The organism is Amycolatopsis taiwanensis DSM 45107, from assembly GCF_000519205.1.
In the GTDB taxonomy this organism is placed as follows: Bacteria; Actinomycetota; Actinomycetes; order Mycobacteriales; family Pseudonocardiaceae; genus Amycolatopsis_E; species Amycolatopsis_E taiwanensis.
Genome location: NZ_JAFB01000035.1, coordinates 89,642 through 101,789, shown reverse-complemented (window position 1 = coordinate 101,789; position 12,148 = coordinate 89,642). Strand labels below are relative to the sequence as shown.

Annotated in this window: 10 protein-coding genes and 1 rRNA gene; 8 read left to right on the top strand and 3 right to left on the bottom strand. The window is 65.6% G+C overall.

The window, feature by feature from the left end:
• Nucleotides 1-132 precede the first annotated feature (132 nt).
• The 4 genes from rrf (at nt 133) to A3CU_RS0126310 (ending at nt 4,747) form a co-directional block, all read left to right on the top strand.
• Nucleotides 133-250: ribosomal RNA gene (gene rrf / locus A3CU_RS0126325) — 5S ribosomal RNA — on the top strand.
• 84 nt (nt 251-334) lie between these two features.
• Complete coding sequence (locus tag A3CU_RS0126320) at nt 335-1,081, top strand: type 1 glutamine amidotransferase (protein ID WP_027944827.1); 747 nt, start codon at nt 335-337, stop codon at nt 1,079-1,081.
• Between the two features lie 112 nt (nt 1,082-1,193).
• Nucleotides 1,194-4,181 carry a bifunctional [glutamine synthetase] adenylyltransferase/[glutamine synthetase]-adenylyl-L-tyrosine phosphorylase gene (locus tag A3CU_RS0126315; RefSeq protein ID WP_027944826.1) on the top strand — a complete coding sequence of 996 codons (2,988 nt, stop codon included), beginning with the start codon at nt 1,194-1,196 and terminating at the stop codon, nt 4,179-4,181.
• A 131-nt stretch (nt 4,182-4,312) separates the two neighbouring features.
• Nucleotides 4,313-4,747: an acyl-CoA thioesterase gene (locus A3CU_RS0126310; protein ID WP_027944825.1), complete on the top strand. Its 435-nt coding sequence runs from the start codon at nt 4,313-4,315 to the stop codon at nt 4,745-4,747.
• 96 nt (nt 4,748-4,843) lie between these two features.
• Here A3CU_RS0126310 and A3CU_RS0126305 read toward each other — a convergent pair whose 3' ends face one another.
• Nucleotides 4,844-5,119 carry a helix-turn-helix domain-containing protein gene (locus tag A3CU_RS0126305; RefSeq protein ID WP_027944824.1) on the bottom strand — a complete coding sequence of 92 codons (276 nt, stop codon included), beginning with the start codon at nt 5,117-5,119 and terminating at the stop codon, nt 4,844-4,846.
• Nucleotides 5,120-5,326: 207 nt separating this feature from the next.
• Entirely contained in the window at nt 5,327-6,772 is a 1,446-nt protein-coding gene (locus A3CU_RS46680; protein WP_052372191.1) for an MFS transporter, read from the bottom strand.
• 106 nt (nt 6,773-6,878) lie between these two features.
• Between A3CU_RS46680 and A3CU_RS0126295 the strand changes: the two genes are divergently transcribed.
• The 4 genes from A3CU_RS0126295 to A3CU_RS0126280 all read left to right on the top strand — a co-directional run bounded on the left by A3CU_RS0126295 (nt 6,879) and on the right by A3CU_RS0126280 (nt 10,363).
• Nucleotides 6,879-7,385: a MarR family winged helix-turn-helix transcriptional regulator gene (locus A3CU_RS0126295; RefSeq protein WP_027944823.1), complete on the top strand. Its 507-nt coding sequence runs from the start codon at nt 6,879-6,881 to the stop codon at nt 7,383-7,385.
• A 528-nt stretch (nt 7,386-7,913) separates the two neighbouring features.
• A complete protein-coding gene (locus tag A3CU_RS0126290; RefSeq protein ID WP_027944822.1) occupies nt 7,914-8,906 on the top strand; it encodes a zinc-binding dehydrogenase in 993 nt (330 codons plus the stop codon).
• 69 nt (nt 8,907-8,975) lie between these two features.
• Nucleotides 8,976-9,317, top strand: coding sequence for an EthD family reductase (locus A3CU_RS0126285; protein ID WP_211246515.1), 342 nt, complete (start codon nt 8,976-8,978; stop codon nt 9,315-9,317).
• A 50-nt stretch (nt 9,318-9,367) separates the two neighbouring features.
• Nucleotides 9,368-10,363 (top strand): RNA polymerase subunit sigma-70, encoded by a 996-nt coding sequence (locus A3CU_RS0126280; protein WP_027944820.1) that lies wholly within the window; start codon nt 9,368-9,370, stop codon nt 10,361-10,363.
• Between the two features lie 332 nt (nt 10,364-10,695).
• Here the strand turns inward: A3CU_RS0126280 and glnA are convergent, their stop codons facing one another.
• Nucleotides 10,696-12,120 (bottom strand): type I glutamate--ammonia ligase, encoded by a 1,425-nt coding sequence (gene glnA, locus A3CU_RS0126275; RefSeq protein ID WP_027944819.1) that lies wholly within the window; start codon nt 12,118-12,120, stop codon nt 10,696-10,698.
• Nucleotides 12,121-12,148: the final 28 nt, after the last annotated feature.

The following is a 12,148-nucleotide window of genomic DNA, read 5'->3' as shown; positions in this document are numbered from 1 at the left end:
CAGCAATGTGTTCACGAGTTGACTGGTACTAACAGGCCGAGGACTTACCCACAAACATGCTCACGCATCCACTCTACAACTCTGAAACACCACACACGATCAACCAAACTACTGTGTGTTGTTTCACAGAGTTTCGGTGGTGACAGCGGTGAGGGAAACGCCCGGACCCATCCCGAACCCGGAAGCTAAGCCCACCAGCGCCGATGGTACTGCACCCGAAAGAGTGTGGGAGAGTAGGACACCGCCGAACACAAACCTCAAACCCTGAGGCCCTGGAGAACCCCAACCGGTTTCCCAGGGCCTCAGGGCTTTTTCATGCCCGTATCCTGATCCGGTGAGCGCGCCACGTCTCTTGATCATCCAACCCGATGAATCCGATCCGGTCGGCCCGCTTGGCGACTGGCTCACCAATGCGGGTGCCGAACTGGATGTTCTGGCACCTCCTGCCGACACCGTGCCAAACACCGCGGATGGGTTTCAAGGACTCGTCTGCCTGGGCGGCGGGATGAGCGCCCAAGACGATGCAGGTCACCCTTGGTTACCCAAGGTCCGGGACCTGCTCGCGAAGGCGGTAAGTACCGGACTGCCCACTTTGGGCATTTGCCTAGGTGCTCAGCTTCTCGCTGTCGCGGCTGGTGGCCGAGTCGAACCCGGTGAACACGGCGCGGAAGTCGGTGCCGGCCTGGTGTCGAAACGAGACGCCGCCTGGACCGATCCGCTGTTCGCCGATCTCCCCCTCATGCCCGACGTCATGCAATTCCACGAGGACGTCATAACAACCCTTCCCCGAGGCGCAGTACTACTGGCTTCCGCTCCTCGCTACCCGAACCAGGCGTTCCGCCTGAACCGCACTGCGTACGGTATCCAGTTCCATATCGAGACGACCACGGAAGTTGTCCAGTCATGGGCACGCGACGCGCCAGCCATGGCCGCCACCGCGCGTGAAGACGCCTTCACCACCGAGACCCTCGCTGCGGTCCATGCCGACCTGGCCGAGACCTGGCGCCCATTCGCCACCCGTTTCGTTCAGCTCTGCACCGGTCTCGTCACCCCAGCGGCCCACCCCCTCCCTCTAACCTAGCCCCGCCGTTATGGAGGAAGGGGCGTTTGCTACGGAAGATCCGCAGCAAACGTCCCTTGCTGCCGAAACGCAGGAGTGGTCGTGGGCCTGAGGAAGGTTACGGTGGATGCTGATGGCAGAGCGCACGCGAGGAGCGGGTTCCCCCGCACGGTACGGCTTCACCGACAGCCGGGCCGAGGAGCAGTTGCGTGCCGCCGGCTGGTGGAGCGACCGGGGACCCGACGACTCAATCGTCAACATTCTGGTCTCACTCTCCCGCGTGGCCGACCCCGATCTCGCCCTTCGCGGCTTGGACCGCCTTCGCGAGGTTGATCAAGCAGGCTGGCCGGAACTCGTAAAGACGCTGCGAGAGAGTGCGGTGGTACGCGGCCGGCTCCTGGGCGTGCTCGGCATCTCGACCGCCCTCGCTGACTTCCTCGTCGGGAATCCAGGCGAGTGGCGACGGCTGAGCAGGGAAGAGGGTACGGACTTCACTTCCTACCGTGACAAGCTTCTGGCCAGCGTGAACGCGAACAGCGCGGACGGCACGACGCGTACACGCAACGACGCCGAGCAGGCTCTTCGAACTGCGTATCGCGGTCTGCTGCTCGAGATCGCCGCTGGCGACCTCGGTCACACCGTGGAGCCAGAGCTCAATGCGCCTTCTTATGTCGAGGTCACGGGTCAACTCACCGCGCTCGCCGAAGCGGCGCTCAATGCGGGTTTGGAAGTTGCGTTGTCGCAGTGTGGCGTGGCGGGTTTCCAGGAGCGGACACGCCTGGCTGTGATCGCCATGGGCAAATGCGGTGGCCGCGAGCTGAATTACGTCAGCGACGTGGACGTGGTCTTTGTGGGAGATGGCGACCTTGAACTGGCGACGAAACTAGCCCGAACCACGATGACGGTCGTGGGTAATTCCTGTTTCGAGGTGGACGCTGCGCTACGACCCGAAGGCAGGGCGGGAGCGCTGGTACGCACGTTGGAGGGGCACGCCGCCTATTACCGGAAGTGGGCTCGGACTTGGGAGTTCCAAGCCCTCATGAAGGCTCGCCCGGTGGCCGGAGACGCCGAACTCGGGGCGCAGTACGTCGAAATGATCGATTCCCTCGTCTGGTCGGCCGCGGAGCGCGAAAACTTCGTAGCGGACGTGCAGCAGATGCGCCGTCGGGTAGAGGGGCACGTCCCGCTCGAGTTGACCGATCGCGAACTCAAGCTAGGCCGGGGTGGGCTCAGAGATGTCGAGTTCGCGGTTCAGTTGTTGCAGCTGGTCCACGGCCGGGGAGACTCGGAGCTGCGGTCTCCCTCGACCGTGGACGGCCTGGCGGCGTTAGGCGCAGGCGGCTACGTCGGTCGCGCGGACGCGGCGGAGCTCGAGACGTCCTACAAGTTCCTGCGAACGGTGGAGCATCGCCTGCAATTGAGACGGCTGAGGCGGACCCATCTCTTCCCCGAGACGTCACAAAAGGCAGAACTGCGCGTGCTGGCGCGGGCGATAGGCGTGAAACCTGAGGGCGACCGCGGCGAAGGTGATGTTCTCGTCGTCGAGTTCCGTCGACATGCTCAGCGTATTCGCAGATTGCACGAGAAGTTGTTTTACCGGCCGCTGTTGCAGGCCGTGGCGAGCGTGCCGACTGACGCGCTTCGCTTGACCACCAAGCAGGCATCCAACCGCTTGGCAGCGCTCGGCTATGCCGCACCAGACGGTGCCTTGCAACACATTCGTGCGCTTACCGCAGGGGTTTCGCGTCGGGCGTCGATTCAACATGCATTGCTTCCTGTTTTGCTCGACCTGTTCGCGGACACGCCGGATCCGGACGGCGGCTTGCTTTCGTATCGCAAGGTTTCGGAAGCGCTCGAGGACACCCCCTGGTACCTGCGAGTGCTGCGGGATGAGGGCGCTGTCGTGGAACGCCTTGCGTTCCTGCTCGGTACCTCCAAGCTTGTCCCCGATCTGCTCGTACGGGCCCCGGAAGTCCTTCAGCTTCTCGGCGACCCGGCGCGTTTGGCGGGTCGCGATCCCGCTGAAGTCTCGAGGTCCTTACAAGCCGCTGTTCGCCGCCAGCCGGGACTCCAGTCGGCGGTTACCACGGCTCGCTCCCTGCGCCGGCATGAAATGTTGCGTGTTGCCGCGGCGGATCTGCTGGGGCTGATGGACGTGCAAGCCGTTTGCCGAGCGTTGTCGAGTGCGTGGGCAGCGGTGCTGCAGGGCACGCTTTCGGTCGTGTTGAACCGGCGACAGGCCGAAATCGGCGGCGCACCAGCAAGGATCGCGGTGATCGGAATGGGCAGGCTGGGTGGTTCCGAACTCGGATACGGCTCTGATGCCGATGTCCTGTTCGTGTGCGAGCCGGCTGAAGGAGTCACGGACGGGGAAGCTGTCAGGTTCGCCTCTGGCGTCGCCGAGACTGTTCGCCAACTACTTGGCGCACCCAGTGCTGATCCACCGCTACAGGTTGACGCCGATCTCCGTCCGGAAGGGCGCGGCGGCCCTTTGGTACGCACTCTCGACTCGTACCGCGCTTACTACGCGCGCTGGGGCGAGGTCTGGGAAGCACAAGCGCTACTCCGTGCCCGCTTCGTGGCTGGTGATGCGGAGCTGGGCCAGCGGTTCAACGCGGTCATCGACCCGATCCGGTATCCGGAAGGTGGCTTGGACACCGGGCGGGCTCGACAGGTACGCCGGATGAAGGCCCGAGTGCAGTCCGAACGGATGCCGAAGGGCGCTGACCCGACACTGCACACGAAGCTTGGTCGTGGCGGCCTGGCCGATGTGGAGTGGATGGTGCAACTGCTTCAACTGAACCATGCATACAAGCTCCCCGTCCTACAGACGACTTCGACTCCGGGAGCGCTGGCAGCGCTCGCCGAAGTGGGGATCGTTGACGCCACCGATGCGGCGGCACTTACGGAAGCCTGGTTGCTCGCCACTCGGGTGCGCAACGCGACCATGCTCGTCCGCGGCAAGGCCGCCGACCAGGTGCCGAGTACGGGACGAGACCTCGCGGCCGTCGCGCGAGTGCTCGGCTACGAACCGGGCGACGACCCCGGGGAGTTCGTCGACGCCTATCGCCGGACAACCCGTCGCGCCCACGCCGTCGTCGAGCGCATCTTCTACGACTGACTCCGATGCCGCGTGTTGTGGACGCTGTACGTGGAGGAAGGGGCGTTTGCTACCGATCATCCGTAGCAAACGCCCCTTCCTCCACATGGCTCGTTGCGTAGCGGGCGGATGTGGGTCTTTAGAGTGAGGGCGTGAGTGAGCGCGAACCGTTCCGCATTCAGGTCAAGGTCCGGCATTACGAGCTGGACACGCTGGGGCATCTCAACCATGCCGTGTACCACTCGTACGGAGAAGTCGCCCGAATCGAAGCGATGGAACAGGCATCGGGCGGCCGGGACAACCTGCGGACCGAGAACCTGTCGGGGGTTCTGCTCGAATCGCACATCGTTTACCGGCGGGAGATCCGGGGCGGCGATGTGGTGGAGGTCACTGCGGAGTTCGAATTTGGGGATGGCAAGGTCTTTCATGCCACGCACCAGATCTGCAAACTCGACGGCACGCTTGCTGCCGAGATCACCTGCACGCTCGGTCTCATGGACCTGGAGAGGCGCAAGCTGGTCGACGATCCGCGCGGCCGCCTTGAACGGGCCGGCTTCGACCTGAAGGTTCTGACGACGTCCGACTAGCGGTGTTGGGCGCGCCCCCACGGAAGTCGCCCGTGCCGGACCAGTGCGTTGAAGTCGGCCACCTTTTGAGGAGCGAGGGGCATAGACGCACTCGCCTCAACTCGTCGATTTTGTGCCACCGGTGGAACGCCCGAAGGAGCGCCGGTAGGCGGCCGGCGTCGTGTGCACCATGGCATGGAAGCGTCGGCGGAGGTTGGCCGCGGAGGACAGGCCGACCCTGATGGCGATCGTCTCCACCGAGAGTTCGGTCTCTTCCAGAAGGGCGCGAGCCGCCAGGACACGCTGCTGGAGCAGCCATCGGCCGGGGCTGGCGCCGAGCTGGTCGGCGAATCGGCGGGCGAGGGTCCGAGGTGAGGGATTGGCCTTTCGCACCCGGAAGCACGCACCGTCCGCGCACCGAGACCGGGGCACGCATGATCGGCATCAGCATCCCCACCCACTAGCCGGTTCGCCGTGGGCCGATTGCTGCAAGGCATCGGCCGCGCGGCTTCCGGTTGAGCCCCGATGACGGCCGGACCACTGCGCAAGCCGCACCGTCTTGCCCACTTGCGCGGCCGTTGACCTGGTAGTTCTGAACGGTCATGGGGCCGGTACCGGAGCCGGCCGGCGTGCCGGGCGGAGTAGTGGAGCAAGCGCCGCCGACACGATGAAGGCCGCGGCGTGGTACCACAATGTGGTCGACGCGGCGGAAGTCAGGTTTTCGGCGGTGGCCGGGCCGGCGGAGGCCAGGCCGAAGAAGATCAGGCCGACGACGGCGATGCCCGTTGCCGCGCCGAGTTGGAGGATCGCGTTGGTGACACCAGAACCGGCGCCCGCGCTGTGTTCCGGCACGTCGGCCAGCACCACGTTGGTCAGGATCGACACGCACAGACCCATGCCAAGGCCCATCACCAGGGTCGGCGTCGCCACCTGCCACCAGGCCACGGCGGGGCCGTAGCCGGTCATGAGCCCGATGAGCAGGAGGATGCCCGCGGACATCGTGACCAGGCCGATCTGGATCAGGCGGCGCCCGTGGGTGGCACCGAAGCGCTGCGCGAAGCCTGAGGTGGCGGTGATGCCGATGGGCCAGCCGAGCCAGCTGAGTGCGGTCTTGATCGGTGACCAGCCCATACCTTGTTGGAAGTCGTAGCTGAGCACTAGGAACAGCGAAGCGAGCCCGGTGTACAGGATGAGCAGTATGACCAGGCCGATGACGAACGATCGGTGGCGCAGCAACTCGGGTGGGACGAGTGCTGAGCCGTCGCGCCGGTCTCGATACCGCTGCGAGTAGTGGAACAGCACGAGCAACGGGATAGCCGCGACCAGCATAATGATCATCCAGACCGGCCAGCCGGCCTCGCGCCCCTGGATGAGCGGGTACATCAGCGCGAACGACACCAGACTGATCAGCCCGATGCCCACGAGGTCGACGCGCAGTGGCCGATCGGACCTGGACTCGGGCATGAACAGCGCGGCCCCGGTGAAAGTGAGCACGCCGATCGGCACGTTCACGTAGAAAATCGCCCGCCAGTGCAGGCCGAACACGTTGTACTCGGTGAGCAGTCCGCCGAGCAGCGGCCCGCTCACGTTGCCCAGGCTCAGCACAGCCCCATAGACGGCGAGGGCCTTGTATCGCTCGCGCTGCCCAAACATGATCATGATGATTGACATGACCTGCGGCACCATCAGCGCGGCCGAGATGCCCTGGGCGAACCTGGCACCGATGAGTATCTCCGGGTTGATCGCAGCGCCGCAGAGCGTGGAGGCGATCGTGAATCCGGCGACCCCGGTCAGGAAGACCCGCTTCCGGCCGAAGATGTCGCCGATTCGCCCGCCGGTGATCAGCGCCAGGGCGAAGGTCAGGGAGTAGCCGGCGAGGATCCACTGCGCTTCGGCGTCGCCGGCGTCGAGGCTGCGTTGCACCTGCGGGAGCGCGACGTTGACGATCGTGGAGTCCACCATGTCCATGAACACCGCGACCAGCACGACGGCGAGGGCGAGGTTGGGGCGCTCGGCCGAGGTCCGCGGGATCGTCTGTGCTGGCATCGTCTCCCCAATTGCAGCCGGTAGGCTGGCCAAGTAACACGAACAGCGAGTATCTCTAATTTAGAGCCTCTCTAGATTGGAGATAGTTTGGGTGTGGTGGTCAACGATGTCAAGGGATCGGGACGAGCGTGCGCGATTGGTTTCGGACCTTTACGGCGAGGAACGCACCGGCGCCACCCGCGCAGTGCTGTTCCACGCCGCCGTGGCCGCCCGTGCCGGCCTCAACATCACCGACGTGAGCTGCCTCGGGGTGCTCGACAAGGAAGGCCCGATGTCCGCCGGGCAACTCGCTGAGCGCGTCGGACTTACCCGGGGCGGCGCGATCACCGCGGTCCTTGACCGGATGGAGCGCGCCGGGTTTGTGCGACGCCGTCCCGATCGAACCGATCGTCGGCGCGCAATCGTGGAACTCGTCCGTGACGGCACCTACCGCAAGGTCGAGCTCATGCTCGGCGAATTCGGCGAAGCCTTCCTGGCGCTCATCGAGGACTACTCCGATGACCAGTTGGAGACGCTGCTGGACTTCTCCAGGCGAGCCAACGAGATCCTGCACGTGCAGACCGTGAACCTGAAGTCGGGGTCACGCCCGGAGAAGACTGGCGACCTCACGTGAGGGGAAGCCCGCTGGGGTCGCAGCGGGCTTGGCGTGCGCCGGCCTACATGCGCGATGGCCCGCCAGCACAGGGCTGGCGGGCCATGAAATTCGCGCGATGACGCCCTGGAAGCCGCCTCAACCCGTGCGCTGAGCGACGTTTCGGCAGTCAGCGCACGGGTTGAGGTATGTGGCTCACACGTCGTAGAACTGCACAAACGTGGCGCTGACCTGCGCCTCTGCGGTCGACACTTGTCTTGACCTGGTGGTTTGTGGTTGTCGCCGGTCGTTGTTGGTGGTCATTCTTCGACGTATGACGGCCTGTAGACGGCCCGGGCTGGCGACCGTCGGCGGACACGGAGGGTGACGCTTGACGGGATCAAAGCGGCACCGCACCAAGTCACCAGACCACACTCGCTGTCGCCATCCCGCGGACGATTCGGGGCAGCCGATTCCTTTTTGCGGTGGCCCGGATCTACCTGGTGGGAGCGCGGCCACGCGATGGGCCGGTCTCTCTCAGATACGCCGAGAAAGAAAGGCTGATCGCCAATGAGTGTTCCCGCGAGCATGTGCGCGCTGCAGCAGACTTCCCGCAACGGCCCGCAGGACATGCGCCTGATCAACGATGCGCCGGTACCGGTCCCTGGCCGCGGGGAGGTCCTGATCCGGGTCGCCGCTGCCGGCGTCAACTTCGCCGACATCTCGAAGGCCCACGGCACGTTCCTGGACGGCCCGCGGCCACCGTACCTGGCGGGTTTCGAGGCCGCCGGTGAGGTCGTGGCTGTGGGCGAGGCGGTAACCGGCCCGCAGCCGGGGGCCCGCGTCGTCGGCGTCGGAAACGGCGCTTTCGCCGAGTACATGGTGCTGTCGGCGGCCGCGGCGGTGCCGGTGCCCCCCGGCTGGACGGAGCAGCAGGCACTGGGCCTGGTCGTGAACTGGCCCACCGCGCTGGCCGCACTCAAGCCTCTGGGCGTCGTCACCGCAGGGCAGACCGTGCTGGTCCATGCCGCGGCGGGCGCGACCGGCCAGGCCGCGGTCACGATGGCCAAGCATTACGGCGCAACGGTCATCGCCACCGCCTCGCCGGGCAAGCACGAGACAGTGCTCGCGCTGGGCGCCGACCACGTCCTGGACTCCATCGGCGGCGACATCGCCGGCGATGTGCTGCGGCTGACCAGCGGTGCCGGTGCCGATGTGGTGCTGGAGTCGGCAGGCGGCACCACCTTCGAGGCCAGCCTGGCCGCGGCCAAACAGGTCACCGGCCGGGTCATCGTCTACGGCGTGGCGGGTGGCGAAGCCCCGATCACCAACTGGGAACTGGTGTACAAGCACCAAGTCCACATCATCGGCCTCAACATCGGCGTGCTGATCCAGGCCGCACCGCAGATCTTCGGCGAGGTCATGGGCGAGCTATCCGCGCTCATCGCCGCCGGCGTGTTGACCCCCGGCCGACCCACCGCCTACGACTTGGCCGACGGCCCAAAAGCGCTCGCGGAACTGGAAACCAGGGCCACCGTCGGCAAACTAGCCCTGCTGCCCTGAGAAACCCCTAACTAGTACCGAGCCGGTGGCGCCGCACACCGGAAGTTCCCATGGCAGGAGTTGACACAGATGACCGCAACCGCGGACCCGGCCGCCAAGCAGATGGCGCGACTCATCGTGATGTACGACACCCCCTCCGACATCGACGCGTTCGAACGTCATTACAACGATGTCCACATCCCGTTGGCGAAACAGTATCCGGGCCTGCGCCGTTACACGCGCAGTTATAAGCCGGCAGCCGTGATCGGCGAGCCGTGCTACATGGTCGTGATGCTGGACTGGGACGACATGCCTGCGCTGGAAGCTGCGCTTGGCTCCGAGATCGGCCAGCGCACCGCCGAGGATGCCACGGCGAACCTGACCCGCTACGGGACCTTCCGCGGCATGATCCTGCAGCTCGACGAGGTCTGATCGTGGAGCGTGGACCACGCCCAGACGGGTCGCGGTACTAGGTTCGCGGCGTGACATCGCATTTGCGGGCGACACCGAATCAAGACCGGTTCACCGCCGAGACCGAGCGGTTCCGGCGGGAGTTGTTGGCGCACTGCTACCGCATGGTCGGCTCGGCGTTCGACGCCGAGGACCTGGTGCAGGAGACCTATCTGCGGGCGTGGCGGTCCTACGCCGGATTCGAGGGCCGAGCGTCGATCCGGTCCTGGCTCTACAAGATCGCCACCAACGTCTGCCTGAGGGCATTGGAGCCGCGCACGATCCGGGCCCTGCCGTCGGGACTGGCCGGCCCGTGCGACGAACCCGATCGCCCGCCGAGTCCTGTTGCGCCGGGCGAGGTCTCGTGGCTGGAACCGCTGCCGGACGCGTGGACCGCCCCGCCCGCCGACGACCCGGCCGCGGTGGTCGTCGCGCGCGAGTCGGTGCGGCTGGCGCTCATCGCCAGCCTGCAGCACCTGCCCGCCCGCCAGCGCGCGATCCTCATCCTGCGCGAAGTGCTGGCGTTCTCCGCGGCCGAAACGGCGGAAATCCTCGACACCACCACCGCAGCGGTCAAGAGCGGTCTGCAGCGCGCCCGTGCCCGACTGGACGAGCTTGAGCCGGGGCCCGCGGAACTGCTTGAACCGACCGACCAGCGGGCACGCGCGCTGCTGGATGGCTACATCGCGGCCTTCGAGCGCTCCGATGCCGGCCTGCTGGAACAGGTGCTGCGCACGGACGCGACGCTGGAGGCGACGCCATTCCGCGACTGGCAGTCGGGCCGGGCGATGTGCATCCATGTGCTCGACGCGTACGTGCTGGGCACGCCGGGCGACTGGCGGATGATCGCCACCACGGCCAACGGCCAGCCCGCCGCCGTCGTGTACCACCGAGACGCGGACGGCGCGCTCCGAGCCGACGGCGCCGTGGTGCTGGCCCCCACCGCCGCCGGCGTCTCCCGCGTGATCAAGTTTCACGATCCCGCGCTGGTCGCCATATTCGGCTTCCCGGACGTGTACGCGGACTGATCCCGACGTGTCGTGTCCTCAGTGATGTTCGTCTGCGGAGTTCACCCTATTGTCCCCACTTGTGGGACCACCTGGGCCAGATACGCGGACGACAGCCCTCGGTCACCTTGCGGAGTCAGAATTCGACGGCCGGGTGGGCCGGGCCTTGCAACTGTTTCTGCTGGTCAAGCCAGGAACTGGTGGGCTCGGGGTGTTGTGTCCGAAATGCGGCGTGGCCCGCCAGCGCGGTGCTGACGGGTCATGATTTTTGCACTCTGACGGCCTGAATACGGCCTGGAGGAGTGCGCTGACCAGCGTTTCAGCAGGTCAGCGCACTGCCTCAACCAGGAGGATCACACGTCGTAGTACAGGGCGAACTCGTATGGGTGCGGCCGCAGACGCAGGGGGTCGATCTCGTTTTCCCGCTTGAAGTTGATCCACGTCTCGATCACGTCAGGGGTGAAAACACCGCCTTCGGTCAGGAAGTCGTGGTCGGCCTCCAGGTTGTCCAGCACGGCGCCCAGGTCCGCCGGCACCAGCTTGACGTCCTTGGCCTCCTCCGGTGGAAGTTCGTACAGGTCCTTGTCGATCGGGTCGGCCGGCTCGATCTTGTTCTTGATCCCGTCCAGGCCGGCCATCAACATCGCGGCGAACGCCAGGTACGGGTTGCCGGACGAGTCCGGGCAACGGAACTCGATCCGCTTTGCCTTGGCGTTGGTCCCGGTGATGGGGATGCGCACGCAGGCCGAACGGTTCCGCTGCGAGTACACCAGGCTGACCGGCGCCTCGAAGCCCGGCACTAGCCGGTGGTAGGAGTTCACGGTCGGGTTGGTGAACGCCAGCAGGCTGGGAGCGTGGGCGAGAATGCCGCCGATGTAATGGCGCGCGGTGTCGGACAAGCCGGCGTAGCCGGACTCGTCGTAGAACAGCGGCACGCCGTCCTTCCACAGCGATTGGTGCGCGTGCATACCAGAGCCGTTGTCGCCGAACAGCGGCTTGGGCATGAAGGTGGCCGTCTTGCCGGCGTTCCACACGGTGTTCTTGACGATGTACTTGAACAGCTGCAGATCGTCGGCGGCGTGCAGGAGCGTGTTGAACCTGTAGTTGATCTCGGACTGGCCGGCGGTGCCCACCTCGTGGTGCGCCCGCTCGAGCACGAACCCGGAACCCTGCAGGACCTGCGAGATCTCGTCGCGCAGGTCCGCGTAGTGGTCGACCGGCGGGACCGGGAAGTAACCGCCCTTGAACTTGGTCTTGTAACCGCGGTTGCCGCCTTCTTCGTCGGCGCCGGTGTTCCACCAGCCCTCGACCGAGTCGATCTCGTGGAAGGTGCCGTTCTCGGCTGAATTGAAGCGAATCGAGTCGAAGATGTAGAACTCGGCTTCCGCGCCGAAGTACGCGGTGTCCGCAACACCCGACTCGGCGATGTACTGCTCGGCCTTGCGCGCGATGTTACGGGGGTCCCGGCTGTAGGGCTCACGAGTGAACGGATCGTGCACGAAGAAGTTGAGGGCGAGCGTCTTCTGCTTCCGGAACGGGTCGATCCGGGCGGTGTCCGGGTCGGGCAGCAGGAGCATGTCGGACTCGTGGATCGACTGGAACCCGCGGACCGAGGAGCCGTCGAAGGCGAGGCCCTCCTCGAAAGCCTCGCTGTCGAAGGCCTTTGCGGGGACAGTGAAGTGCTGCATGACGCCCGGCATGTCGCAGAACTGGACATCGACGAACTGCACGTCCTCGTCCGCGATGAGACGCTGAATATCATCTGGAGTAGTGGCCACCCTCTGTAACTCCTTCGTAATCACAATC